The 25,836-nt window shown below is 64.3% G+C and carries 27 protein-coding genes and 1 tRNA gene; 8 read left to right on the top strand and 20 right to left on the bottom strand.

Going from position 1 to position 25,836, the window contains the following annotated elements:
- Positions 1–21 precede the first annotated feature (21 nt).
- Positions 22–1,236, bottom strand: a complete 1,215-nt coding sequence (locus LGM71_RS17840; protein ID WP_226115655.1) for an amino acid aminotransferase — start codon at positions 1,234–1,236, stop codon at positions 22–24.
- A 191-nt stretch (positions 1,237–1,427) separates the two neighbouring features.
- On the opposite strand from LGM71_RS17840, the gene LGM71_RS17835 reads away from it, so the two are divergent.
- The 3 genes from LGM71_RS17835 (at position 1,428) to LGM71_RS17825 (ending at position 2,932) form a co-directional block, all read left to right on the top strand.
- Complete coding sequence (locus LGM71_RS17835) at positions 1,428–1,910, top strand: Lrp/AsnC family transcriptional regulator (RefSeq protein WP_124622276.1); 483 nt, start codon at positions 1,428–1,430, stop codon at positions 1,908–1,910.
- Between the two features lie 83 nt (positions 1,911–1,993).
- Positions 1,994–2,068: transfer RNA gene (locus LGM71_RS17830), tRNA-Val, on the top strand.
- Positions 2,069–2,170: 102 nt separating this feature from the next.
- Complete coding sequence (locus LGM71_RS17825; RefSeq protein WP_226115652.1) at positions 2,171–2,932, top strand: nucleoside 2-deoxyribosyltransferase; 762 nt, start codon at positions 2,171–2,173, stop codon at positions 2,930–2,932.
- A 39-nt stretch (positions 2,933–2,971) separates the two neighbouring features.
- Here the strand turns inward: LGM71_RS17825 and LGM71_RS17820 are convergent, their stop codons facing one another.
- The 3 genes from LGM71_RS17820 to LGM71_RS17810 form a co-directional block, all read right to left on the bottom strand.
- The gene (locus LGM71_RS17820) at positions 2,972–3,460 is read right to left on the bottom strand and encodes a hypothetical protein (protein ID WP_226115651.1); all 489 of its coding nucleotides are present in this window, start codon (positions 3,458–3,460) and stop codon (positions 2,972–2,974) included.
- 105 nt (positions 3,461–3,565) lie between these two features.
- Positions 3,566–4,048, bottom strand: coding sequence for a helix-turn-helix transcriptional regulator (locus LGM71_RS17815; protein ID WP_226115645.1), 483 nt, complete (start codon positions 4,046–4,048; stop codon positions 3,566–3,568).
- The gene (locus LGM71_RS17810; protein ID WP_155644525.1) at positions 4,014–4,268 is read right to left on the bottom strand and encodes a hypothetical protein; all 255 of its coding nucleotides are present in this window, start codon (positions 4,266–4,268) and stop codon (positions 4,014–4,016) included. The genes LGM71_RS17815 and LGM71_RS17810 overlap by 35 nt, the downstream gene beginning before the upstream one ends.
- A gap of 483 nt (positions 4,269–4,751) precedes the next feature.
- On the opposite strand from LGM71_RS17810, the gene LGM71_RS17805 reads away from it, so the two are divergent.
- The 5 genes from LGM71_RS17805 (at position 4,752) to LGM71_RS17785 (ending at position 7,264) form a co-directional block, all read left to right on the top strand.
- On the top strand, positions 4,752–5,039 hold the full coding sequence (locus LGM71_RS17805) for a hypothetical protein (protein ID WP_226115643.1): 288 nt from the start codon (positions 4,752–4,754) through the stop codon (positions 5,037–5,039).
- Between the two features lie 521 nt (positions 5,040–5,560).
- The gene (locus LGM71_RS17800) at positions 5,561–5,848 is read left to right on the top strand and encodes a hypothetical protein (protein ID WP_226115641.1); all 288 of its coding nucleotides are present in this window, start codon (positions 5,561–5,563) and stop codon (positions 5,846–5,848) included.
- 143 nt (positions 5,849–5,991) lie between these two features.
- Complete coding sequence (locus LGM71_RS17795; RefSeq protein WP_226115638.1) at positions 5,992–6,270, top strand: hypothetical protein; 279 nt, start codon at positions 5,992–5,994, stop codon at positions 6,268–6,270.
- A 187-nt stretch (positions 6,271–6,457) separates the two neighbouring features.
- Entirely contained in the window at positions 6,458–6,691 is a 234-nt protein-coding gene (locus LGM71_RS17790; RefSeq protein ID WP_226115636.1) for a hypothetical protein, read from the top strand.
- A 126-nt stretch (positions 6,692–6,817) separates the two neighbouring features.
- Positions 6,818–7,264, top strand: coding sequence for a hypothetical protein (locus LGM71_RS17785; RefSeq protein WP_226115634.1), 447 nt, complete (start codon positions 6,818–6,820; stop codon positions 7,262–7,264).
- Positions 7,265–7,367: 103 nt separating this feature from the next.
- Here LGM71_RS17785 and LGM71_RS17780 read toward each other — a convergent pair whose 3' ends face one another.
- From LGM71_RS17780 to LGM71_RS17705, 16 genes are all read right to left on the bottom strand, one after another.
- On the bottom strand, positions 7,368–9,923 hold the full coding sequence (locus tag LGM71_RS17780) for an SGNH/GDSL hydrolase family protein (RefSeq protein ID WP_226115632.1): 2,556 nt from the start codon (positions 9,921–9,923) through the stop codon (positions 7,368–7,370).
- 144 nt (positions 9,924–10,067) lie between these two features.
- Positions 10,068–10,748: a hypothetical protein gene (locus LGM71_RS17775; protein ID WP_226115630.1), complete on the bottom strand. Its 681-nt coding sequence runs from the start codon at positions 10,746–10,748 to the stop codon at positions 10,068–10,070.
- A complete protein-coding gene (locus tag LGM71_RS17770; RefSeq protein ID WP_226115628.1) occupies positions 10,748–11,419 on the bottom strand; it encodes a hypothetical protein in 672 nt (223 codons plus the stop codon). Before LGM71_RS17770 ends, LGM71_RS17775 begins: the two co-directional genes overlap by 1 nt.
- 3 nt (positions 11,420–11,422) lie before the next feature.
- Positions 11,423–11,674: a hypothetical protein gene (locus tag LGM71_RS17765; protein WP_226115626.1), complete on the bottom strand. Its 252-nt coding sequence runs from the start codon at positions 11,672–11,674 to the stop codon at positions 11,423–11,425.
- 213 nt (positions 11,675–11,887) lie between these two features.
- Positions 11,888–12,433: a terminase small subunit gene (locus tag LGM71_RS17760; protein WP_226115624.1), complete on the bottom strand. Its 546-nt coding sequence runs from the start codon at positions 12,431–12,433 to the stop codon at positions 11,888–11,890.
- Between the two features lie 220 nt (positions 12,434–12,653).
- Positions 12,654–14,921: a VapE domain-containing protein gene (locus LGM71_RS17755; RefSeq protein ID WP_226115622.1), complete on the bottom strand. Its 2,268-nt coding sequence runs from the start codon at positions 14,919–14,921 to the stop codon at positions 12,654–12,656.
- Positions 14,922–14,957: 36 nt separating this feature from the next.
- Positions 14,958–15,569 carry a hypothetical protein gene (locus LGM71_RS17750; RefSeq protein WP_226115621.1) on the bottom strand — a complete coding sequence of 204 codons (612 nt, stop codon included), beginning with the start codon at positions 15,567–15,569 and terminating at the stop codon, positions 14,958–14,960.
- 100 nt (positions 15,570–15,669) lie between these two features.
- On the bottom strand, positions 15,670–15,861 hold the full coding sequence (locus LGM71_RS17745; RefSeq protein ID WP_226115619.1) for a helix-turn-helix transcriptional regulator: 192 nt from the start codon (positions 15,859–15,861) through the stop codon (positions 15,670–15,672).
- Positions 15,862–15,954: 93 nt separating this feature from the next.
- Positions 15,955–17,097 (bottom strand): tyrosine-type recombinase/integrase, encoded by a 1,143-nt coding sequence (locus LGM71_RS17740; RefSeq protein ID WP_226115617.1) that lies wholly within the window; start codon positions 17,095–17,097, stop codon positions 15,955–15,957.
- A gap of 335 nt (positions 17,098–17,432) precedes the next feature.
- Positions 17,433–18,827: an aspartate aminotransferase family protein gene (locus LGM71_RS17735; protein ID WP_226115608.1), complete on the bottom strand. Its 1,395-nt coding sequence runs from the start codon at positions 18,825–18,827 to the stop codon at positions 17,433–17,435.
- A 28-nt stretch (positions 18,828–18,855) separates the two neighbouring features.
- A complete protein-coding gene (locus LGM71_RS17730; RefSeq protein ID WP_059599064.1) occupies positions 18,856–20,193 on the bottom strand; it encodes a glutamine synthetase family protein in 1,338 nt (445 codons plus the stop codon).
- 12 nt (positions 20,194–20,205) lie between these two features.
- Positions 20,206–21,012: a gamma-glutamyl-gamma-aminobutyrate hydrolase family protein gene (locus tag LGM71_RS17725; RefSeq protein WP_226115606.1), complete on the bottom strand. Its 807-nt coding sequence runs from the start codon at positions 21,010–21,012 to the stop codon at positions 20,206–20,208.
- A 725-nt stretch (positions 21,013–21,737) separates the two neighbouring features.
- Positions 21,738–22,535 (bottom strand): N-formylglutamate deformylase, encoded by a 798-nt coding sequence (hutG, locus tag LGM71_RS17720; protein WP_124629729.1) that lies wholly within the window; start codon positions 22,533–22,535, stop codon positions 21,738–21,740.
- 60 nt (positions 22,536–22,595) lie between these two features.
- A complete protein-coding gene (locus LGM71_RS17715; RefSeq protein ID WP_226115605.1) occupies positions 22,596–23,972 on the bottom strand; it encodes a formimidoylglutamate deiminase in 1,377 nt (458 codons plus the stop codon).
- Positions 23,973–23,995: 23 nt separating this feature from the next.
- Positions 23,996–25,219: an imidazolonepropionase gene (gene hutI, locus LGM71_RS17710; protein WP_226115603.1), complete on the bottom strand. Its 1,224-nt coding sequence runs from the start codon at positions 25,217–25,219 to the stop codon at positions 23,996–23,998.
- A 4-nt stretch (positions 25,220–25,223) separates the two neighbouring features.
- Positions 25,224–25,835 carry a HutD family protein gene (locus LGM71_RS17705; protein ID WP_124905596.1) on the bottom strand — a complete coding sequence of 204 codons (612 nt, stop codon included), beginning with the start codon at positions 25,833–25,835 and terminating at the stop codon, positions 25,224–25,226.
- Position 25,836: the final 1 nt, after the last annotated feature.

Below are 25,836 nucleotides of genomic sequence, written 5' to 3'. Positions count from 1 at the left end.
CTTCGGTTCGGGATCGGCCGCTCAAGCGGCCTGACGCGACGTGCCGCCGAGCACGTCGGCGATCGCGTTCGCGACGTGGTCGACGTTCGCGTCGTTCAGGCCCGCGATGCACATGCGGCCCGAGCGCAGCAGGTAGACGCCGTGTGACGCGCGCAGCCGGTCCACGTCGCCCGCGGCGATGCCCGTGTAGCTGAACATGCCGCGCTGCGTGACGAGCGCATCGAACGCGGGCGCCGGCAGGCGCGCGTCGAGCCGCGCCTTCAGCGCGCCGCGCATCCGCTTGATGCGCGTGCGCACCTGGGCCACCTCGTCTTCCCAGCACGCACGCAGGACGTCGTCGTTCAGCACGGCCGACACGAGCTGCGCGCCGAACAGCGGCGGGCTCGAATAGGTGCGGCGCACGCCGGCCTGCAACTGGCTCAGCACCGTCGCCGCTTCGTCCGCGCTCGCGCAGACGATCGACAGGCCCCCGACGCGCTCGCCGTACAGCGAGAAGTTCTTCGAGAACGAGTTGCTGACGATCGCCGGCAGTCCCGCCTCGACGATCGCGCGCACGGCCCATGCGTCGTCGTCGAGCCCGTCGCCGAAGCCCTGGTACGCCATGTCGAGGAACGGAATCAGTCCGCGGCGCGCGAGCACATCGATCACCGCGTTCCACGCGTTGCGGCCGAGATCGAGGCCCGTCGGGTTGTGGCAGCACGGCTGCAGCAGCACGATGCTGCGCGCGGGCAGCGCGTCGAGCGCCGCGAGCATCGCGTCGACGCGCAGGTCGTTGCGCGCTGCGTCGTAATACGGATACGTGTGCACGTCGAGGCCGGCCGCCGCGAAGATCACGCGATGGTTGTCCCACGTCGGATCGCTGACCCAGATCGCGCTGTCGGGGAAATAGCGCTTCACGAACTCCGCGCCGAGCCGCAGCGCGCCCGAGCCGCCGAGCGTCTGCAGCGTCGCGACGCGCCCTTGCGCGAGCGCCGCGCAGTCGGCGCCGAACACGAGGCGCTGCACGCCCTGCCGATACGCGGCAAGCCCTTCCATCGGCAGGTAGGTATGCGGCGCACCGGCTTCGCGCACGCGCTCGGCCGCGAGACGCGTGCTCTCCAGCACGGGGATGCGGCCCGCGTCGTCGTAGTAGAGACCGATGCTGAGGTTGACCTTGTGCGGATGGGCATCCTGCTGGAACGCCTGGAACAGCGACAGGATCGGGTCGCCCGGATAGGCGGGAATGTGTTCGTACATGACGCAATGACGGTAAGAGTTGAAGGCGGCGATACGGCCGGCGGCGTGACAGCGCGTCAGGCCGTGCGGTCGAGGCATGGGGCGCATGTTATCGAGGACGAAATAGAATGAGCTTCACTTTTCGATGACGAATCGCCGCCATTGCAGTAGAGTCTGCGCTTGTCATCTCAAAAATTACGGGATTCTGCGAAATGAATCTGGATCGAACCGACATGCGAATCCTCCGGCATCTCGAGCGGGACGGACGCATCAGCAATCAGGACCTCGCGAACGCGGTCGCGCTGTCGCCGTCGGCGTGCCTGCGGCGCGTGAAGTTGCTCGAGGAACGCGGCGTCATTTCGGGCTACCGCTGCACGATCGAGCCGAAGAAGGTCGGCGTCGCATTCGAGGCGCTCGTGCATGTGTCGATGCGGCCGGACGTACCCGAATGGCACGACCGGTTCGTGGAGGCGATCCAGCAGTGGCCGGAAGTCATCGCCGCGCAGATCGTGACGGGCGGCTCGAACTACGTGCTGACGGTTCGGGCGCGCGACCTCGACCACTATTCCGACTTCGTGATCAACCGCCTGCACCGCGCGACAGGTGTGATGTCGATCAATTCGAGCATCGTGCTCGCGACGCTCAAGCGCGACGGCTCGATCCTCGATCTCGTCGAGCCGTCGACGGCCGGCTGACGAACTGTTTGCACCGGCCTGAAAAATATTTGAAGAAAGTGCTTTACGAACCCGAAAAGCTCTGACATAATTTCAGCTTCTTTGGGCGGTTAGCTCAGCGGTAGAGCACTGCCTTCACACGGCAGGGGTCACTGGTTCGATCCCAGTACCGCCCACCAAAGAATTCCTTAAAGATCAAGGGCTTAGGTTTTCAGACCTAGGCCCTTTTTCTTTTCGTACGTAAAATGTACGGAATTACATCAGCGTAAAATGGAGACCAGATGTCCCGCTGCTTTGTGATTCAACCGTTCGACAATGGCGTGTTCGACCGCCGCTTCGAAGACACCTTCGCGCCTGCCATCCAAGCCGCCGGCTTGGAACCCTATCGGGTTGACCGCGACCCCAGCGCGGCCGTCCCAATCCAAAACATTGAAGACGGTATTCGCGAGTCTGCGATCTGCCTAGCCGACATCAGTCTCGACAATCCAAACGTCTGGTTCGAGCTCGGGTTCGCGTTCGCATCGTTCAAGCAGGTCGTCATGGTGTGCTCGAACGAGCGCACCACAAAGTTTCCGTTCGACGTCCAGCACCGGTCCATCATCAAGTACGCGACCGGATCAAGGCGAGACTTCGACCAGTTGGAAGGGGCGATTAAGGAAAAGCTGGAGGCATATCTTGCGAAAGAGAACGTCGTGCTCAGCGCTAGCGGTGGCACCCGCCTGAAGGGCGTCGAGGGGCTCGAGCCTTACGAAATTATGGTGCTCGTGACGATCGGTGAGAACCTATCTGATGATAACGACGGCGTATCCCCGTATCGCATTCGCAACGATATGGAAAACGCCGGATACACGAAACTCGCTGCGACGCTCGGAATGCGTGCCCTTAGGGAGAAAGAACTCATCCAGACAGTGTCGCTCTATGACGAGCAAGTTCACGAGCAGTACGACGCATACACGTTCACGGACAAAGGATGGACGTGGCTCTTTGAGAATCGCGATCAATTTGCGTTACGCCGGCCGGAACCGCCCGAGATATCCTTCTAACTAGCCGGCGGCGCGTCGGCGCAACCGAATTTGGTCGGGCTAGCCGTGCCCGCGCAGTCGGTTGACCGCGTCACGGGCATCCTGCCGGATCTCCCGCCGCATCTCGTCATCCTCCGCGTAGGCCGCTCGGTACTTCTCGACGAGTTCGGTCAGTCGGCCCCGCGCCTTTCGCGCGGCGACGACCTCGGATTCGAGCTGCTCCTGAGACAGCGCGGTAAAGTCCGCATTCTCGCTGCGCGCCGCAGCGGCCAGCCGGTCCAGTTCGGCCCGATCGCCTTCGACCGCCTGGCGCCAGGCCACCATCGCTCCGGAGCCTCCCAACCCTCGTGCGGCCAACACGCGTTGCCGCGAACGATCACCCAACGTGAGCAGACCGCGTGCGGTAGCGAGCGCGAGGTGAACGTCAGCGACGATCGTTCGCAGCTCGAGCCGCAGGTCGAGCGACTTGATTTTGTGCGTTCGTATCAGGCTATAGATGCCGGCAACCATGCCCACGGCACCTGTCACGGCTCCGATATAGTCGGTCACGCTAGGCATAGCCCCCTCCATGAATGTGCGCCCGTACAGTATCGCGATTTTGCCCCTACCCGCGCGATTTGGCTTTACCCGCGTCGAGCAGGGCAGCGGCTTCCATCACGGCATCCGCTTCTGCTCGATCAACGCGATAAGGCTCGCGCCCGTCACCCCACTGGCCCGCGCGCCAATCTTCACGAGTTCAAGCCGGCCGTCGCGCGCCAAGTTGTAGACGGTCGCCTTGCAGACGCCGAGCGTCTTCGATGCCTCAGCGATGCGGTACAGCCTGTCAGGACGAAGCGTAGGCGTCGACGGCGCAATGACATCCGGCGGGCACTGACGACACGTTGCCGGCGGAGTTGGAGCTCGCTCGCGCAGCTGCGCGGCAACGCGGCTCGCAATTCGATCCGCGAGCAGGTCAAGCAGATTCTCGCTCAGCACCACATCGCGGCCAGTCAGCGTGACAGCGCCGGCCTTGGTGGTCTTCGGTACGTACGGCACATGCACCTCCTTCGATGTCGATCGCCACAGACAGCGCCCCGCTTCGTTCGACGGGGCGCGCCGGTTTTCAGTCCAGGCCGATAGCCTTGGTAATCGCTGCATCGAGCTCGCCGGTCGCTGCTTCGGCCCGCTGCCAAAACCATGAAGCGCTAGGTATCGTGTCGAGGTCGACGTGCTGAGCGAACGCGCCACGAAGCGCAAAGATGCACGTACGGAGTTCGCCCTGCAGCGCGTAGATAGCCGCAAGGTCATGCGACGACACCGTCACTTGATCAGGAATACTACCAATAGGGAAAGCAAGAGATTGAACGTTGGCGTTCATGGTGAGCTCCGTATGCGCGTGCGCCACCCCGCTGCTAAACAGGGGTGGGCGACGATGACAGGGTTAGCAGACCGGGGCATACGGAACCCGGCAGGCCGAAGCCTCCCCACCATCGCCGCCCATAGAAGGCGCGAAGTACAGACGAAGAAAAACCGCTATCGCGAGCGGTTGACCGCCGCATGCATTCGGGCTGCTAAACCCGGTCAACGTTGTGTGCGTCGACGGGCTCAGTATAGGCCAGCATGGAAATAAAATGCAACAAATTGGTTTTGTCAAGCAATTCTGTACGATGAGTACAGCCGTCCTTGACACAACTAGAGCGCGGCTCGTCGGCGGCAGCGTCGCACCCTAGAATGCGCCCGCCCACAACAACGAAACGGGTAAGCCGATGAAACGAATTGCAGGCCTCTGCGCGCTTACGTGCGAGTTGTCGGGATGCGCTTCTTTCGGCCAGATGGAAAAAGGGCTTTACGCAATCAGCCAGTGTCGACCGCTGTCCAGGTGCTTGGCTACCCGGCCGGCGAACGGGAAGCGGCGGGCATGAAGATCGTGCATTGGGGCCGCCAGCAATCCGGGCTGATGCCGCTTACGTCATTCTGGCGAAACAGTGGGTTCGGCACGGTCGGCTCGACGCCGTTCAGCTACACCGGCACATCAACGCCGACGCAATATGTGCCGATGAATTTCAACTGCGACATTGACCTCGCGATCGGGCCTGGCGGCTTTATTCAGGGCTATCAGTATTCCGGCAACAGCGGTGGTTGCAGCTAGTGCATCAAAGCCCTGGATCGGTATCGGAAGTCCGTGGGCGCCGACGACTGACACCCGGCCGCGTCTCTCCCGGTTACGGGCCGACGTACTGTGCTTCGAAGTACGTCGCCGAGCTCTGCATGAACTGCCCGGCTGGCGCACCAGTGACGTAGCGCCACATGCCACTCATCGAGACGAGCCTGGTGACCGCCGGATACTCTTACGCAGTGCCGGCCGCGCCCACGGCACTGAGCGCGTCCTCAACACTGCCGACTGCGGTGCGTCATGGTCCACCGGGTCTCCACGCCCGAGCTGCCTTTGTTTCGACAGCCTCTCGACTTGGAATCCTGTTTCATGGACGTTACGTGGGACCGAAGGTTGCGTCAACGATGCGACGTTTTGCCAGGGTCATCCGGCACCTTTATTTTGGTCCATTGACCCCCATCTGGTCCTATGTCATCGTTCGCTTACGAAATTGGCTATCGAAACACGTTTATTTCAGCCGATGACGTTTGCGGCTTAATGTTAGACTGCGCGCCATCATGCCCGTATATCTCGTTACGCAACTTCGTAGGGACGCGACACCGATAAACAATGCGGTGGTGACCCATATTCCTGAAGCCGACCGCCATCACCTCCAAGAAGACCGGGGATGGCTAATCAAGTTTGCTGGTACGACTGTAGAGCTTTCAAACCTGCTGACCATCACCGGTCAACCCAAAGGGGAGAAGTCGCCTATTGGATCTGCCTTGGTGGTGCCGATCGGCGGGTACTTTGGCCGCGGCCCCACTGAAATGTGGGAGTGGTTAAAAACTCGGATGGAATCGTGAGCAGCTCTCCCCCTAGACGCACAAGAGGAGCCGCGCAGACTTCGTCGCCCGCCGCTGACGAGGTCGCTCCGCCGCAACCCCCTCAAACAACCCCCATGCTCGGTTACGGCACTCATGACCACAGTTTCACTCTGCAGGCGGTCATGGACCTGAAGGGGTCATTTGGGAAGTTGGAAGCCAGTCTGGAGAACCTCAATACGTCGATCTCGTCTATGAAAGGTAAGGTCGACGATTTGGTCAATTGGAAGCATCGGATTCTCGGTGGTGCAGCAGTGATCGCGGTCGTGTTCACCGTGGTAGGAGTTGTGATCGGGAAATTCGGTAGCTACGTTTCCTTCCATACCCCACCAGAGCAGACTGAGAAAGCGCCGCAGCAGCCATCCAAGACAGCCAACGAACAGCAGCCCGCGCAGAAGCAGTAACCTTAGCCCGTCAAGTAGATTCAAAAGTCCGCGCCGCACTATATCAAGCGGCGCGATCCTCAGCCTGGTGAGATTGGGGGCGTTCTACGTCAGCCAGACACAGCCCGGCACGCACGATAGCACCGCGACACGATCGACCTGCGACATCGACGTCCACCCGGCCGGATCCTGCCGCGCGGTTGCGCGCATGCCTGCGCGCACGCGGTTCTCGATCCCGTCGATCTCGGCCTGCGTGAGCTTCCGGCCGGCGGCCGGCGGCCGCCTCGACCGCGTTTACGCACTTCTGGTGCATTTAGCCTCCCAGGCTGATGAAGCAATTCGCGGCGACTTCGAACAGGCCGGCGTCCTGCGTGTTCATGGCATGCTCGTTGTCGAACTGCAGCAGCAACAGCAACAGCAGTTTCTGCTGGGCGGTGCTTAGCGCGACGCTGGCGAGGATCGTGTCGGCTGCCTGCGCCTCGCGGTCAGCGCGCTAGAATGCGCCCACCCACAACAACGAAACGGGGGCGCTGTGAATTCAACTGGACGCTTTGCATTCGCCGCGTGCGTGAGCGCGGCTCTCATCTTCTCGGCGGCGGCCAACGCGCAGTCATTCAACGCACGTGCGCGCCTTGTCACGACGTGGCAAGCGAAGGATCTCACCGGCAACTCGACGGCCGCGGAACGCCTGGTTGCACTGGAGGAAATGGACGACGTGCACGATCGACCAGGCGACAACTGCACGCAGTTCATTGGGCCGGTCACGGTCGAAGGCATCCAGTTCACACCGAGCGGCGGTACGCTCGAAACCTTCCGGTTCACCGACAAGAACGGAACCCAATGGTCCGTGCCGACGAACATCGGACGGCTGTCGAATGTCGATCGCCAGCACGCGAACAGCTTCATCCGTGTCGGCAAGCGCTACTTCGTGCACGTGCAGGTGTGCGGCAGCGGTGGAAACGCGAGCCTCGTCAGCATGTACGACGTGGCCGTGAATTTCGGCCCGGTTCGCTAACCGCGGCTTGCGCTCTCCCGAGCCGAGCCGAACTAGCAGCGGTATACGAACACGCAAACCCAAGTGCCGCTCCCGGCCCCGCCCTACCCGAGAACCGCCACGGTCACGCCCGGTTGATCGCTTCCTCGACGTTGCTCGACATCAGACGGGAGCCGAGCTCAAACGGGTGCAGCCCGTCGGATGTGAACGCCATCGGCGGCACGCCGCGCAGCATTTCGGTGTGGTCGATGAAGTCGCACCCCTTCGTCATCGCAATATTGTCGAGTTGATTCCGAATATCAAACATCGAGCCCCAGTATGTCGGCGGTCCGTCATTGAGCGCCGGGTTCGCGCACATCACAATCGCCTTGCAACCGTCCGGCAGCAGGTCGAGCATGCGCGGCAGCTTGTTTGCGGTCGAAGACTGCGTCGGGTAGTTCGGGCCCGTGCTTTGGATGCGGTCGTTCGTGCCGAGTTGGAAGAAGCAGAACGAGTCTTTATTGTCGAGCGCGACGCCTTTGCCAAACGAGTTGTTCGTCGGGTAATTTACCGCCGATGAGTAATCGAACGCGACAAGCCCTTCGAGGTAGACGCCGATATGGTTGTTCGGATCAGCAACCGTCTGCAACACGATGCTCGACGTGCCGGCCGCGAAACGCACGAGTCGCGTTAGGCCATAGGTAGGTGGTGCGCCGGCGGTGCTGAACGAATCGATCTGCGTGCCACCGTTCATGACATTGACCGTCGTCCCATTCCCGATCTGGCTGTAGCCAACAATCAACGCGTCGCATCCGGCGGGGATCGGACAGGTCACATTGAACGTGCCGCCCTGGTACATGTCGAGTTGCACCTGCTCGCCCGTCGCGCTCGACGGCGCCGCCACGGTCGTCTTCACGACGTTGCCGCTACCGACAATCGTCGCACCGAACTGCGATTCGACCTTCTTTTCGGGCGGGAAGTTGACCTTCGACGTCGGAAAGTTGTACATCCAGTACGAGTGCGACGTAGCGCCATTAATGCCTTGATTCTTGACACGAATCTGCTTCGGCACTTCGATTGCGCCGGCGTAGACAGCCGACGACGATGTTCCATCGGCCGATGGGATGAATTGAATTTTGACCGTCGCACCGCGCACGAACGGAAACGCGTGGTTTCGCTTGAAGTTGTAGTACGGCGATGCTTGTCCAATCCGTGCAGCATTCATGTCGAAGGGAGAACCTGCGAGCATCGCACCATTCACGTACACGTTGTAGCGATCGCTGAAATTCGTCCCATCGAATACGAACGTGAACTGCTCACCCGTCATAGCAAACGAAATCGAACCGGTGCCGCCTTGTGGTACCGTGAATCGCCGCTGCACACCCGTAATCGTGGTGGGGCTATCGAACGAGCTATGGCTAGCACCGCCGGTCACCGCGTACGTGAACGGGCCGACATCGAGGAAGCCGAGCTCCACGAGACGCGTATGCGTCGTGATTGCCTGCCCGTTACCGGCGCCTGGTGTCGCGTACGGCCAGTCTGCATGCGTCGTCGTCACGGCATAGGCCGGTCCAAGCCGTTCAGCGAACCAACGCTTCAAGTTGTTCACATAGCTGCCGGTCGCCGCGTTGTCGCGCGGGTCGCCAAGCGTGCCGTTACGCGGCTCGGTGTTTTCGATACCTGTCTGTCCGCTACCCCACGTGATCGAGTCACCTACAAAGGTGACGCTTACGAGCTGGTAAAGCGGATCGGCGATCGCGGTTTTAAGCGCGCGCAACTGCCCGCCGTAGTATGAGCACGCGCCAGCTCGGCCGAAAAACGTCGTCGGCTCGTGCGTCCATCGGATCTTTCCGCCAACGAGAAAGCCACCGTTGCGGTAAATGTTTCCCGTCGGAACCGCGTCGACGCGATAGATTTGACCGCCGAGATTGACGACTGCGTTCGGATACTGACTCGCCAGCCGCGCGAACGCCGCTGTATCGTTCGCCGTGCCGCCGACAGCGTAGTCGGCGGCGGCAAGCGCATCGTTCATCTTGTCCTGGAACGTGCGTTGGCGCCCGTTCACGCGCTGATAGAACCCATACCCGCCGACGACACCCGCCACGAGCTGTTCGGCGTAGGCTCGCGTCGCGTTGATCATTGCGACCGTCTGGTTGTACAGGTTCGTCGAAAACGCGTACGCCTGACTGAGAATCGCGCTCGGCTCCTGGTACGGCTCAGCGCCAACACCGACGTTGCCGTTCTGGTCGAACACGATCGGCTTCTTTGCGCGAACGCTCGCAACGGGCAGAACTGCGTTCTTACCTAGTTCGTGTGCTGGATACTGGATTGCAAGCCCGGTGCGCGAGAACAACCGCTGCACCAGCATCGTCAGCTTGTCTAGCGCGCGCTCGGTCGTCTTCGCCGGAAACGGGTCGTTCTGTTGGTATTGCGTTTCCTGCGTCGCCGGCACGTCGCGATAGATGTGCAGCCTGTTACCGGTCGTGATGACCGACAACGTCGACAGCATTCCGCCAGCCGGATTACCAGCGCCAGTGAGGGTGAAATCCGTCCCTAGCACAAGCGGTTGCGCAATGCCGGACGCGAGAATCATGTCCGCGCGTACGTCACCGTCACGCAGAAAGTAAAACGGGATCGGGAAATCGACGGTCGAACCGTCGGTGTTGTAGGTGACGTCCTGAATATCCGAAGCGACGGTCATGGCACAGTCCTTGTCGAGACTGCGCCATGCTGCCGCCTACCACCCGCAGAATCGTGCGTTATTGGCTGCCGACCACGGCCGCAAGGTTCGGTGCGCGCTGCACCTCGCGCCAGTCGATCGCCGCGATCCGCATCGCCAGGCGAGTTACTTCAGTTTCCCGGCAACACGCTGCCGGAGCGCTTCCCGCGCGAACTTGATGACCGTCTTGCGATCGGCACCGAGGCCCGTCTCGACAAGCACCTTCGCGACGCGCGGATCGCGCTTCGCGAGCGCGTTCGCTGCATCCCAGGCTTGCTCCCACCCATCGCCGAACGTCTCTTTCATGCCCTGCACGGCGTCGGCAAGGTGGGCTTGCTTGTCGGCCTCGGACAGTGTCGGCCAGCCCTGCGCGAACAGTCGGGCGTCGGCGATGAATTCCCGCACGTCGGTCTGGTTGCCGCCGTGGTCGGCGACGATCGCGGCGAACTCCTTGCGATCGATCGTGTCGCCCAGGCCGTCGTCGATCGAAGCGACGATTTCCTGCCCCCACTGCCCGGAACCGGTCAGCTCGTCGTACAGCGCGCCGTGCGCCCCCTCGTCGCCATAGAACTTGCGCGCTCGATCGTCGCGTACGAGCGCCAACGCGTCCGGGTCTGCGGCGCGCTGCGGCGCGCCCTGTCCGTTATTGAGGCGCAGGTTCTCCGCGGCGTTCCATGCCTTCGGCTGCTCGGCCGGCGCACGCGGCATCTCGGGTACGCCGGGCTGCTTCGTGTTCGAGTAGAACGCTGCGGCGCGTTCCTCGAACGTCTTCTCGACGGGTGCGGATTGTTGTTCGGTGTTGTCCATCACGCGTCCTCGCCGGCTTCGGTCATCGAACGCAGCGCAGACTCGCTGTCGATGATGTACGGCGGTTGATGGGTCGGCTTCCGATACGCGGCTGCGGCTTCGAGTCGCACGATCGTTTGCTGCATGTGCTTCGCGGCAAAGCCCGCGAGGCTGTCGGGCTGGTGCGCTTCATCGAACATCGACCGGACATACGTCCGAACGGCATCATCCGATATCCACGAGCCGCCATTGTTCGCATACAACAATGGTCCCGTCTGCGAATCGGTCAGCTCGGGATTGACGCATACGGCGCGAATCGCCGTATGCAGTTCGGAGTTGACCTGCAGAAACTCGCTACGCGCCACAGCAACAGCTTCGAGTGCCGTTTCCAGCGCCTTCGCCGCGTTGACGTAGCGCCGTTCCAGACCGCGAGCCGCGCGCACACCGTTCCGCGACTCTTGGTGACGCGCCTCGATTGCGGCCGCGCTGTTGGCACGCAGCGCGGCCTCGCGCACGCGGACGAGCGACGCTTCGCGCGACCGGTGCAGATCCGCGACGGCACGCAGCGACGCCGTTTCCTCATTCTCTACGCCGTTGGTCTCGAGTAGCGTTACGTCGAGCTCACATTGCGCGAGTGACGCGGTTCGGCGGGCCTCAGCGAGCTGCACTTCGATCAGTTGAATATCGGCCATCGATCAGCCCTCCACGAGCTCGACGTTCCACTCGAGGACGCGTGCCGCTTCTGCCTGCTTAGCCGTCGCGCGGCCCCACGCGTGATCCGCGTTCGGCCGGATCCGCCATTCACCGCCCTTCAGCAGTCCGTGGCGCTCGATGAATTCGGCTAGGGCATCCGCGACGACGCGCGACATCGAGGCCCCGCGCAACAGCGCGCAGGTCTGCAACGCCATCCGCGTGCGCGGTGTCATGTGAATGTGAGTCGCTGCCATGTCCTTCCCCAAAGTGGTCACGCTGCCAGCATCCCATCGACGCCGCGCAGAATCGTGCGTTTATGGCCCTAAGTTTATGGCCACAAACCCTTGGGCATAAAGGGGAAACGGGTAGCCAGTCGGGTAGCTGCGCGCCGTTTCGGCGCGATGCGCAGCGTGGAACGCCTATCAGGTAAGGCGTTATGCCCAGGGTTGAAATCGCCGATGGGGATCTCAATCGCCTTTCACGCGTGGTTTGCGGCCCGTCTGGTCGACTACGCGCACGCGCGGCCGCTTCGAGATCTCGAGCTTGTCGTTCAGCATGCCGAGGTGGCGCATCGCCAGCGTGAGCGCCGTCGTCTTGTCGAAGACCTTGGCCTTCTTCGTGAGCGTCGGCGTGGCCGTCAGTTCGCCGTCGCCGTCCGCGCTGTACGTCATCTGCTCGACCACGTCGACACCGGCCAGGCCCGCCGCGGCCTCGTCGTCGAGCTGGTCCGGGCGCTTCAGCGTGCCGTCAACGTTATACAGCCGGCGGATGTCGAAGAACGCAATGCGCGCGAGCTCGCGCAGCACGCGATCCTGCGTGATGTGCGTGCGCTTGCGGCGGTCGCTCATCGCCGCGCGGACCGCTTCTTGCACATTAACTTTTGCTAACAGGCGCGCGCCCTGCTCGTTCGCGGTCCTCTCACTGTAGCCGGCGCGTCGCGCGGCCGCACTCGCATTCAAATCGCACAAATATTCGTCGACAAATCGCTGCTGCTTGGCTGTCAGTTTCTTCATTGCCTTACCTCTTAAAATTCGTACTGCGAACTTGTAATTTCCTGCATTTTTCGGCCTCACCGGGGCGTAACCACCTGTAACCACCGAAACCCCTGTTTCCTATAAACCCCTGTATCCCCCTTATTTATCGCGCACACGTATATAGAGAAAGGTGGTTACGGTGGTTACGGTGGTTACGCGCCTTGCTGCGTAAGGCTCTGCGCGTAACCACCAGCGCGCATCAGGTGGTTACGGAGGTTACGTCCGATCGCATCCAAACCTTGGTCGGGTGCCCCCCGACTCGCTTCAACCGCTTGGAGTACCCCATTCCTTGCAAAATTTTGCTAATTCGCATCATGTCGTTGCGCCCTAGCCTCGATTTGGCAATGCCAAGCGCTCCGTCCGCGATATCGTGAATCTGCAAAAAATCACGCGTATGCGGTGCCTCACCGAGATCGAACGCGTAATCGCCTCGCCCCATAAGCCAGTCGTGAATGATCGGCGCCCACGGATCGGACAGCTTGTGCTGCGCATGCACTTCACGCGCCAACGTCTCGGCCTCCTGCCAGTCGACACTCCCGGCGCGTTCGTAAGCTGCGCGCGCCTCGGCCCACAACTGCAGGCAATCGGACGCGATCCGATCGACGTCGCACCGGCCGACGCGCACGGGCAGCCAGCGGCGCTCCCCCGTCTCGTCGGCGAGAAACTCGTCCTGATTGGTCGTGCCGATGAACAGGAACCGGCGCGCGAACGTCACGCTGAACTCTTTGTACTTCGGCACGAAGTTCTCGTGCGTGCGGCTGATGAACGCCTTGATCGACTCGGCGTCGCGCGTGTGCAGGCCGCGCAGCTCACCGAGCTCGACCACCAGGCGGCCGCGCATCATGCGGGACGCGTTGTCGTCGCGCTCGTCGAGCTTCAGCTCGCAGTAGAACTCCTGCGCCGGCACGAGCGCCTTCACGGCCCGCGTCTTGCCGGCGCCCTGCTCACCTATCAGCACCGGCACCATCGGCGCTTCGCACCCGGGCGACAGCACGCGGCCGGCCAGCGCCGTCCAGAGATACCGCGACACCGCGCGCGTATACGGCGTGTCCTCGACGGCCATGTAGTCGCGCAGAAACGTCTCGATGCGCGGCACGCCGTCGTGCTGCAGCCCGGTCAACCACTCGACGGCCGAATCGATACGGTTGTCGTCGGCCACGAGGCCCACACCGTCACGCAGCGCCTCCTTGCTGAGCTTGAGGAACCCTCGGCGCTCGAGCTGGATCTGTAGGCGCGTGTAGTCCGGATCGGTGAACGCGCGCAGGCCGCGCGGGTCCGCCACGTCGGCGAGCATGATCTCGGCACGGAAATCGTCGTATCGGATGTGCCACCCGCACTCATGCGGTGCGCGAACGGCCGTCACGATGTTCTCGGCGAGCGCGAGAATCTCGCCCTTCCCGTTACGGCGATAGCCCGGGCGTGGCGGTTCCTGTTCGCCGGCCGGCACCACGTCGAAGTCGTCCTCGCTTGGAGCGCGCGCCGGATCCTGCCAGCCGTGGGCCGCGGCCATCGCTTTGATCGTGCCGATCGTGATCGGCGTGCCCTGGTTCTTGCCGGCGTAGCCCCAGTCGCGATCCGTCTTCGCCGGATCGTACTTGCTCGACCGCGCCGAAAACTCGTGCACGAGCGCCAGCCCCTCGTCCGAGCCCTGCGACGCATGGTTGACGCCGAACAGCACATTGCGCCAGCTGTCGTAATCGAGTTCGTTCTCGCCGCTGTTCGGGATCGCGTCGAGTGCAGACTTCAGCACACCGAGCTCGGCAGGCGCGGCGGCCGCCGGCGGCACGACAATCTCTCGCTCGGCGCGCGGCACCGGCGCGCTCGTCGGCCAGTCCATTTCGGTGATGTACGACCTCGGCATGTCGTCCAGCTCGAACGAGTCGAGCGGCACCGATTTGCCAGCCAGCGGCAGCACGAACATGTTCCCGTACCCATCGTGCGGAACACTGCTCTGCTTCGGGAAGGCCTCGACCTGCCCGGCGGCCACACCCTTCGTCCCATCCTGCAGGTCGCACGCAGCGAGCACGTGCCGCAGCGCTTGGCGCACGCTGTACGCGTCCTGCGGCGCATCCCACAGGAAATAGACGTGGATTCCAGCGCCGCCCGACGAGCGAAACGGAATGCCCTGCAGCCCGACCGCGGACGCGGCAATGACGATGCGCACTGCGGTGTCCTGCATTTCGTGCCACGGCGTTTCGCCCTTGTGCGAGTCGAGATCGAGCAGCCCCACCAGCGTCACGTCGCTGCCCGGCTGCATCGGGTACACGCCGTAGGCCGGCCCGCCATTCACGTGATGCGCGAGTCGATCGGCAGTCAGCGGTTGGCCGATGTGCTGCGGCGGTTTACCCGGGCGCTTGACGCAACAGGTCGACGTGCGCACGCGCGAGACGATCGGTGCGAGCGCCGCGACGAGATCCGAATGTGTACAGCGTGGCTTGACAGTATTTTCTGTAGGTGTACTATTCATCGTGTTTACCGAGCTTTGAAATTTTTTGGCCCGCATTTATTGCGGGCTTTTTCTTTTCACGAACTGCACGTCGGCGAGCCGCGGCGCCACGTTCTTCAGCATCCGTCGCCCCTCGGCCGGCGTCAGCCGCTTCGATCGTCGGAAGTGTGCGCGCAGGACCTCGAATGTCGCGGCGTTGGCCTGGATCTCCGTCATCGCGAGCGCGAGCGCGCGTGCGAAATGACTCCCGGGCGCGTCACCCGAGAACGCATCGAGTGCAGCGCACGCAGTCCCGGCGTTCTTGATCTCAAAATGGCTGGATGCGGGGTGGTACAAGCCGGCGGCCTGCTCGCCCGCGACGCCACCCAGGTCCATCACAGCTTCGGCAAAGAAGACGTCCGCCGCTTCGTCGAGGGAGTAATGGCGCCCGGTCAGCCGGTGCTCGTAGTGCGTCGAACCTGTCCAAGCCAGATTCTTTGAACGAACGTGAGCGCCGAGAAAGCGCCAGCCGAAGGCCACGGCGATGATCGTGTGCCCGGCCTCGTGCGCGGCGGTCTGCTCGCGCGAACACGGATCGTCTCCGTGAAGTGCGCGTACCCTGAGCAGGTGCTCGGCGGCGGCCTGTTTCGCGGCGGGGCTGAGATAGCGCGCGTTGTCGATGGAATTCATGCTTTTCTATTCGAGTGTTAAGTTGTGCCTTACGCGGCCCAAAAACACGAAGGCCCGCGTTTAGCGGGCCTTCAGTGGGCTTGATCGAATTGTCTTGCTGTCATTGCACTACCTCGCGCGGTTCGAGGCTATCGATCCACGCCTTGACGGCGGACAGCTTCCAGCCCGTTGCCTTCCGGCCGAGCTTTACTGGACTCGGAAACTCACCGCGCTTCCGCTTTTCGTAGAGGGTCGAACGCGAGAAGCCGCAGATTGCGAGCAACTCTTTCTCCCTGACAATTCGATCAATCACGATGTGCTCCGCACGTTGTAGAACTACCTCGGACAATAGCACCGCCAAACGAGGCAAGGACAATACCCGCACAAACCCCTGTTATACACAGCCTTACACTATCTGCACCGAGTCGAGCCGCGCGCGCGTCACGTCGTGCCTTAGGTGCCCGTAATGCTTGTCGATCATCGCGGTCGACGTGCCCGCCAGACGGGCAACGACGAACGAATCCATCCCATTCGCAATCATTTCGCTGATCGCCGTGTGACGAAGCGAGTACATGACAATGTCGTCTGGCAACTGCGCCGCGGCAACTGCGGACCGAAACATTTTCTTCCACGCGTCTTTCGTCCACGTTGCGCCGGCCGCCGTCGTGAGTAAGGGTGCGCTGGCAATCTTGTCGGTCGACAAAGTCTCGAAAAACTTGCGCGCCGCGGTCGAGAGGGTCACGACGCGAAAGCCCGTCTTGCCGGCGAGCGCGAGCGTGCCCTGAGCCCGATCGAAGTTGTTCGCGACGACTTTCGCCATTTCGCCAGGCCGAGCGGCGGTGAGAAGCAGGGCGCGCACAAGTAATGCCAGATCCTCCGGGCAATGTTCAAGCAGCCGGCCGCGCTGTTCGTGAGGAATGAACCCTTGCCTACGACGACCCACGCCTTTAAACGGGACGACGGTTCGCCACCCAGCATCCGTCGCCACTAGCCGGTCACGTAACGCCAGATTTAACGCTGCTTTCAACGATGCAAGATTTCGGTTCGCGGAATCTTTCGCCCGCCGGAGATCATCCTCGTCGTCTTCGTCCTCGTCGACTTCGATCAGGCCGGCGAGCCATGACTTCAGATCCGAGGTGCGCAACCGGGAAAGATCGATCCTGCCGATCGGCGCTTCATCAACAAGCCGGCGAAACCGACCCGCGGCATCGTTCGCGCTGGCCGCCCCCTTGTCCAGACGCAGGTGCTTCACGTAGTGCTCAGCGGCCTCCCGGACTGTAACGCCCTGGCGCGATACGCCAGCGTCCCGAGCGGTGAACCACGTGCGCGCCTGCTTCACGGCATCGTCGTACGTCGAAATGGTTCCCAAGGCGCGGTATTCCTGCTTCCCGTCCTCATTGCGCCTGCGAGCGATCCATGTCCCGGCGCCGGTTGGCAATTTCCTGAACCCGATGTACAGCCCGGTTTCGAGGCGGTTCCAGTACGGCTCCCTTCGAGCCGCCAAGGCGTTTCTAACCGATACCTTCGTTATGTCCACTGCCGTCGTCATCCATACGGAATTTGTACGGAAACATTATGCCGGAACATATCGAACAATGCCGGATTTATTTTTCTTAAAAATCAATCGATTAAGTACAAAGCAGATCAACAAAAAACCACTCCGGACTGAAATTCTTGCCTTCACACGGCAGGGGTCACTGGTTCGATCCCAGTACCGCCCACCAAAGAATTCAAGGGCCTGCGTCTCACGACGCAGGCCCTTTTCGTTTTGCGGCCGCCTTTCTGCTGCGGCGCGCCTCCCCTGCACGCTTCCTTGCGCTCGCGAACAAGTTCGACGGGCAGCGACGCTTCGACCACATGCAACCGAAGCGTCGCGACGACTGACTACCCTGCCCGCCTCACCCGCTGCGCCGTCGCATCGAACGCGCGCTTCGCCTTGTCGACGATTTCCTCGACCTCCGCCTCCCGGATCACGAGCGGCGGCGACAGCAGCATCCGGTCGCCGGTCGCACGCATGATCAGATTGCCGTTGAAGCAGAAGTCCCGGCAGATCGTGCCGACGTCGACGCCGGCGTCGAACCGCTCACGCCGCGCGCGATCGCGCGCGAGCTGGACTCCCGCGACCAGCCCCGCCCCCGCGATCTCGCCGACGATCGGATGATCGCCGAGCGCTTCCCGCAGCCGACGCTGGAAATACGGCCCGATGTCACGCTTGACGCGCTCGACGATCCCTTCGTCGCGCAGCAGCTTCAGGTTCGCGACCGCCACCGCCGCCGCGACCGGATGGCCCGAGTACGTGAGGCCGTGATTGAATTCGCCGTTGTCGATGATCGGGCGCGCGATGCGTTCATGGATGCCCACCGCGCCCATCGGCACGTAACCCGACGTCAGGCCCTTGGCCATCGTGATCAGGTCCGGCTCGAAGCCGAAGTGCTGGTGCGCGAACCATTCGCCGGTGCGGCCGAAGCCGCCGATCACTTCGTCGGCGACGAGCAGGATGTCGTACTTGCGGCAGATCCGCTGGATTTCCGGCCAGTACGTCGACGGCGGGAAGATCACGCCGCCCGCGCCCTGGAACGGCTCGCCGATGAATGCCGCGACGTTCTCCGCGCCGAGTTCGAGGATCTTCGCCTCGAGCTGCTGCGCGCGTGCGAGGCCGAATGCCTCGGGCGTCTCGCCGGCCTGCGCTTCGCCGAAGAAATACGGTTGATCGATGTGCACGATGTGCTCAACCTTCGACGGCATCTGCTCGTGCATGTAGCCCATCCCGCCGAGCGTGCCGCCCGCGATCGTCGAGCCGTGGTAGCCGTTCTTGCGCGAGATCACGTATTTCTTCTGCGGCTTGCCCTGCACGCGCCAGTACTGATGCACGAGGCGCAGCACGGTGTCGTTGCCTTCCGAGCCGCTGTTGCAATAGAAGAAGTGGTTGAAACCAGCGGGCGTCACTTCCGCGAGCATCGCGGAAAGCTCGATCACCGGCGGGTGCGTCGTCTTGAAGAACGTGTTGTAGAACGGCAGTTCCTGGAGCTGGCGATACGCTGCGTCGGCGAGTTCCTTGCGGCCGTAGCCGACGTTGACGCACCAGAGGCCGGCCATCCCGTCGATGACCTTGTTGCCGTCCGAGTCCCACAGATAGACGCCGTCGGCCTTCACGATCACGCGACTGCCCGCGCGGTTGAGCGCACCCATGTCCGAGAACGGGTGGATGTGGTGCGCGGCGTCGAGCGCGCGGTATTCGGCGGTCGAGCGTGCGGCGACGGCTTCGCTGCGTTCTGTCATGTTGCCTCCGCTGGTCGATGCCGCACGCTCACACGTGCAGCAGGAGATGACGGCGTTCCCACGAGCTGATCACGCGGAAGAACGCTTCGTATTCGGTTTCCTTCAGCGCCAGGTACGCCTTCACGAACTTGTTGCCGAGAATGTCGGCAAGCGGCGTGCACGCGGCCATCAGCGAGATGCCCTCCTCGAGATTGCGGGGCAGCTGGTACGGCAGGTCGTAGCCGTCGGACGCGATCGGTTCGGTCGGCGCGAGCTGCTGCGTGAGACCGAGATACCCGGCCGCGAGCGTCGCCGCGAATGCGAGGTACGGGTTGCAGTCGACGCCCGGAATCCGGTTTTCGATGCGCCGCGCGACTGGCGTCGACTGCGGGATGCGAAAGCCGACCGTGCGGTTGTCGTAGCCCCACTGCACGTTGATCGGCGCGGCCATGAAGCGCGACAGCCGCCGGTACGAGTTGATGTACGGCGCGAAGATCGGCATCAGCGCGGGCGTGTATTTCTGCAGCCCCGCGAGATAGCTGTGGAACATCGGCGATACGACGCCGCCCTCGTCGGCGAACAGGTTGTGGCCGGTGCGCGCATCGGCAAGGCTCTGGTGGATATGCATCGCGGAGCCCGGCTCGCCCTCCATCGGCTTGGCCATGAACGTCGCGTACATGTTGTGGCGCAACGCCGCCTCGCGCACCGTGCGCTTGAACAGGAACACCTGGTCGGCGAGCGACAGCGCGTCGCCGTGCACGAAGTTGATCTCCATCTGCGCGGCGCCGACCTCGTGGATCAGCGTCTCGATGTCGAGGCCCTGCATCTCGCAGTATTCGTAGATGTCCTCGAACAGCGGATCGAACTCGTTGACCGCCTCGATCGAATACGACTGACGGCCCGTCTCCGCGCGGCCCGTTCGCCCGACCGGCGGCCGCAACGGCAGGTCCGGGTCGGCGTTCATGTCGACCAGATAGAACTCCAGTTCGGGCGCGACGACGGGCTTCCAGCCCTTTGCCTTGTACAGGTCGAGCACGCGGCGCAGCACGTAGCGCGGCGAGATCTCGACGGGCGAGCCGTCGAAATGCACGCAGTCGTGAATCACCTGCGCGGTCGGATCGACGGCCCACGGAATCAGGCAGATGGTCGACGGATCGGGTACGCACACCATGTCGGGATCGGTCACGCCGGTCAGCGACCCGTCTTCCGGATAATCGCCCGTGACGGTCTGCACCATCACCGCCTGCGGCAGGCGCATCGATTCGCCGGACTCGAACTTGTTGCGCGGAATGATCTTGCCGCGCGCGATGCCGGCCATGTCGGGAATGATCGCCTCGACTTCGGTGATGCGGTGCTGACGCAGGAATTCGCTCAGTTCGGGTTGCATGATCGGCCTCGTTCAGTCGATGTCGGATGCGGCCGGCGACGGCATGGTGCCGCCGGCCGCGTGCATGCGGTGTGTCATGCGCGCGCGGCACGCCGCGCCGAATGCCGCGAAGATGTCGCGCGACAGCGGCTGTTCCGCGAAGCGCCATTCGGGATGCCACTGTACGCCGAGCGCGAACGCGCGCGCGCCGCGCACACTGACGGCCTCGATCAGCCCGTCGGGCGCGCTCGCTTCAACCGCGAGCCCCGCACCGAGCCGCGCGATGCCCTGGTCGTGCAGCGAATTCACCATCGCGTCGTGTGCGCCGCGCGCGACCCGTTGCAACAGGCCGCCCGGCGCGAGCTGCACGCGGTGCGCGGGGCCGTACTGCCGTTCGAGCGGATCGCCGTCGCGCTCGCGATGATCGTGGAAGCCCGCGCTCGCATGCAGCCGCTGATGCAGCGTGCCGCCATACGCGACGTTCAGCTCCTGCATGCCGCGGCAGATCGCGAGCACGGGCACGCCCGCGTCGATCGCCGCGCGGATCAGCGGCAGCGCGGTCGCATCGCGCGAGGGATCGTGCAGCGTGTCCGGCGTGCTCGCCGGGCCACCGTAGTGATGCGGCTCGACGTTCGAATAGCTGCCGGTCAGCAGCAGCCCGTCGATGGACGCGACGATCGCGTCGACCGGCTGGCGCGTGCCGAGCGCGGGCAGCACGAAGGCGAGCGCGCCGGCACCGTCGACCAGCGCGACGAGATACTTCTCGCCGGCCGTATGGTTCGGATGGGCGCCGCGCATCACGCGGTCGGCGGTGACGGCTACGAGCGGGCGCGGTCGCATGATCGCCTCCACGATGAAGGTGCGACGCGTGCATTGGCGCGAGACGATGGCAACGCGCGGTCGCGCCGCACGCGCCCATGCGCGATCCGGCCGCGCGAACGGCGCGGCAACGGACGGTGCGACCCGATGCGAAGGCGGAAACGGACGCTAGGGCAACAATGAAGCGCTGCCGTCGCACTGCACCGCACTGAAGACGTGCGCGGTCACGAGATTGAAGCGGCGCAGGCTGCAATGGGACACAGCGAAGAGACGAGGCTCGCGTATGAGGGCGGCGCGCGTGCCGCGATCAGCATGCCGGATCGGCCCGGCCTGAGGCGACGCGCCCGCCGACGGACTTCGGGTCCGGCATATCGAAGGGCTGGCGGCTTTCACGATCGTACTCGACTGACTGATGAAGACAGGACACGTGTCGCGATGAAGCGGAGGCGGCAATGCCGCGCGGCGACACGTCGGCAAGTGTTTCGCAGCGGATTCCGGCGCGGTGCGGCGCTGATCGACGCCGTCGCGGCCGGCGCGCGTGACGACTTCCTGACATTCAGCTTATATCACCTAAAAATTGCGTCAAATTTTCAGGTATCGATCCCGACATCGATCAGACGAAAAAAAACGGCATCGACCCGGCCGGTCGATGCCGTTTTGTGCGCTGCGTCGGCACATGCGGGGTTCGCTGGCAGGCCGCGGCGCGCGGTAGCGCCGCGCCGCCGCACGCAACGCGGGCCGGCGGCTCAGCGATGCGCGAGCGCGGTTTCGACGAGCGTCTGCAGCAGCGGCACGATCCGCGCGGCGCGCGCTTCGTCGTACGCATACGGACGCGTCTCCTCCATGTAGGTGATCTGCGACAGCTCGAGCTGCACGGCTTCGACGCCGGTGGCGGGCACGCCGTAGTGACGCGTGATGTAGCCGCCCTTGAAACGCCCGTTCGCGACGGCCGTATAGCCGCCGTGTGCGCTCACGCATGCCGCCAGCGCCTCGGCGAGGCCGGGCGCGGCGCTCGCGCCGCTCGACGTGCCGAAGTTGAAGTCAGGCAAGCGGCCTTCGAAGAAGCGCGGCACATGCGAGCGGATCGAATGCGCTTCCCACACGAGCACGCGGCCGTGCTCGCGCTTCAGGCGCGCGATCTCGCCTTGCAGTGCGTCGTGATACGGGCGCCAGTAGCGGTCGCGACGGCGCATGATCTCGTCGTTGCCGGGCAGCGCGTTCGCCGGATACAGCGGCGCCTTGTCGAACGTGTCGACCGGCACGAGCCCGGTCGTGTCCTGCCCCGGGTACAGGTTCTCGTTGTCGGGCGGACGGTTCAGGTCGACGACGTAACGCGCGTGCGACGGCACGAGGATCGACGCGCCGAGCGTCGCCGCGAACCCGTACAGCCGCTCGAGGTGCCAGTCGCAATCGTCGACGAAGCGCGCGTCGGGCGTCATCGTCGCGGCGATGTCGTCGGGAATGTGGGTGCCTGCGTGCGGAATCGAGATCAGCAGCGGCAGCGTGCCCTGCTTCAGCGTGATAACAGCCGGTTGTTCAGTCATGTCGCATCACCGTAAGAGTCTGCCGGCGCACGCTCGCGGCGCGCGCCGGGTGCCGCGCGTTCAGCGCAGCAGTTGCGCCAGCGCGGCGCGGTAGTCGGCATACGCGACGGCTTCGTCGCGATGGCGGCGGCCACTTACGACGCGTTCACCGCCGGTGTAGACGTCGAGCACGGGCGTCTCGCCGTGCTCGGCGAACACCGCGCCCGACAGCCACGACGCGCTGCCGTGTTCGGCGATCGCCGGATGATCGGGATCGAGCACGAGCCAGTCGGCGCGGCAACCTTCACGCAGCGCGCCGATGCGCCGCCCGCTGGCCTGCGCGCCGCCTGCGAGCGACGCGTCGAACAGCCGGTCGGCGACATGCGCCTGCGTGTCGCTCGCGAGCACGTTGCGCGCGCGATGCACGAGCCGCTGCCCGTATTCGAGCAGGCGCAGTTCCGAGCGCCAGTCGACCGACGCATGGCTGTCCGAGCCGACGCCGATCACGCCGCCCTGCGCGAGATAGTCGACGGCCGGGAACACGCCGTCGCCAAGGTTCGCCTCGGTGGTCAGGCACAGGCCGGCCACCGCGCGATGCTTCGCGAGCGCGGCCGTTTCGGCCGCATCGACGTGCGTCGCGTGCACGAGGCACCAGCGCGCATCGACATCGAAGCGATCGAGCAGCCATTGCACGGGACGCGCGCCGTAAGCGCGCACGCAATCGTCGACTTCGGCCGTCTGTTCGGCGATATGGATATGCACGGGCGCATCGTCGGGCAGGCCGTCGAGCAGCACGCGCAATCCGCTCTCGGACACCGCGCGCAGCGAGTGCGGCGCGACGCCGTAGCGCAGTCCGCCGTGCTCGGGCGCGACGCGGCGCATCGCGTCGAGCAGTTCGAGCAGCCCGTCCGGCGTGTTGATGAAGCGGCGCTGGTCGTCGCGCGCCGGCTTGTTGCCGAACCCGGCGAACTGGTACGACACGGGCAGCATCGTGATGCCGATGCCGGCCGAGCGGGCCGCGTCGATCACGCGCGTGCCGAGTTCCGCGATCTGCGGATAGCGCGAGCCGTCCTGCGCGTGATGCACGTAGTGGAATTCGCACACCGACGTATAGCCGCATTTCAGCATCTCGACGTACAGCCAGCGCGCGATCGCCGCGAGCGCGTCGGGCGTGATCTTCAGCGCGAAGCGGTACATCAGGTCGCGCCAGCTCCAGAAGCTATCGGCGGGATTCGCGCGGTATTCGGTGAGACCCGCCATCGCGCGCTGGAACGCATGCGAATGCAGGTTCGGCATGCCGGGCAGCACGGGCCCTGCCGCGCGGGCGACGCCGGCCGGCGCGTCGGCATCGGGCGTCACGTCGGTCAGCGTGCCGGCCGCGTCCCAGCGCAGCAGCACGTTGCGGCGCCAGCCATCGGGCAGCCAGGCATGGTCCGCGAACAGCGTCATTTCGGTCATCGTGAGTCTCGTCTGTTGCAAGGCTAGCCGTTCATCCGGCGAAACACGGTCGTACCGCCGCGCACGACCTGCTCGCACAGCGGCCGGCCGATCCAGTAAGCGAGCTCCGACAGCGAGCCGACCGACCAGGCCGCGAAATCGGCCTGGCGACCAATCTCGAGCGCGCCGTGACGATCCGCGCGGCCGAGTGCCGCGGCCGCATGGCGCGTGACGCCCTGCAGCACCTCGGGCACCGTCATGCGGAACAGCGTGCAGCCCATGTTCATCGTCAGCAGCAACGATTCGAGCGGCGACGTGCCGGGGTTGTGATCGGTCGCGAGCGCGATCGGCACGCCGTGCTTGCGCAGCAGCGCGATCGGCGGCAATTGCGTTTCGCGAATGAAGTAATACGCGCCGGGCAACAGCACGGCGACCGTGCCGGCCGCCTTCATCGCCTCGATGCCGGCTTCGTCGAGAAATTCGAGGTGATCGGCGGACAGCGCGCGATAACGCGCGGCGAGCGCGGTACCACCCGCGTTCGACAACTGCTCCGCGTGCAGCTTCACCGGCAGGCCGCGCCGCGCCGCGGCCTCGAACACGCGCTCGGTCTGCGCGAGCGAGAAGCCGATGCGCTCGCAGAACACGTCGACCGCGTCGACGAGGCCTTCGTCGGCGAGTGCCGGCAGCATCCGTCCACACACTTCGTCGATGTATTCATCCGGGCGGCCCGCGTATTCCGGCGGCAGCGCGTGCGCGCCGAGGAACGTGGTGTAGACCGTGACCGGAAAGCGCTCGCCGAGCTGGCGCGCGACGCGCAGCATCTTGCGCTCGCTCGCGAGGTCGAGCCCGTAGCCCGACTTGATCTCGATCGCGGTCACGCCTTCGGCGAGCAGCGGCTGCAGGCGTGCGGCCGCCTGCACGAACAGCGTCGTCTCGTCGGCCGCGCGCGTCGCGCGCACCGTCGACACGATCCCGCCACCCTGCCGCGCGATCTCCTCGTAGCTGACGCCGGCGAGGCGCTGCGCGAACTCGTCGGCGCGCGTGCCGCCGTACACGAGGTGCGTATGGCAGTCGACGAGGCCCGGCGTCACCCACGCGCCGTGCAGGTCTTCCCGCTGCCAGTGCGCATAACCGTGGGGCAGCGCGGAAAAGGCGCCGAGCCACACGATCGTGCCGGTTTCGTCGACGGCGATCGCTGCGTCGTCGATCGTTTCGTCGGGATGGCCGTGCGGACACAGCCTCAGGTGATGCCAGACAATCGGTTTCATGCGTTCAGTCTCGTTCGCCGACGGCGAGCGACACGGCGAGCAGCGCGCCGCCTCCGCTCACGACGACGTCAAACGCACGCTGCGGCCCGTCGAGCCGCAGCGTGTCCATTTCCTGCAGTGCGTAGTGCGCGCCGTCGATCTCGATGTCGACCGCGCCGGTCGCGCAGAACAGCAGCACGGTATCGGCGCGCTCGACGCGGTGCGTGCCTTCGGGCCACACGTCGACCGTCCCGCGCGCGGCCGAACGGCGCGTCATCAGGTTGAAATCGCGCGTTGCGCCGTCGTGCAGCGTCGCGTCGATCGCCGTTTCGCCGGCAAAATCCGCGCGGGCGAGCGGCGCGTCGAGCACGTGACGTGCGCCACCCGCTTCCGCGAGCGTCATGCCCGCCCCGGACAGCAACACGAGCGTGCGGTCGATGCCGTCGAAACGCGAGAACGGCCCGGCCGCGCCGACGTCCGCGACGCTCACGCGCCAGGCGAACGCGTCGAGCGCGGCGCCCGGCGGGAACGCGCCGATTTCGCGCGTCACGCCGCCGCCGTTCTTCCACGGCGACGCAACGAGATCCGCCGCGCGGATCATCGTTGCGTGCACCGGCGCCTGGTCGAGCGCCGTCATG

It is taken from the genome of Burkholderia sp. AU33545 (assembly GCF_020419685.1).
Classification (GTDB): domain Bacteria; phylum Pseudomonadota; class Gammaproteobacteria; order Burkholderiales; family Burkholderiaceae; genus Burkholderia; species Burkholderia diffusa.
This window is presented reverse-complemented; position numbering and strand designations above follow the sequence as displayed.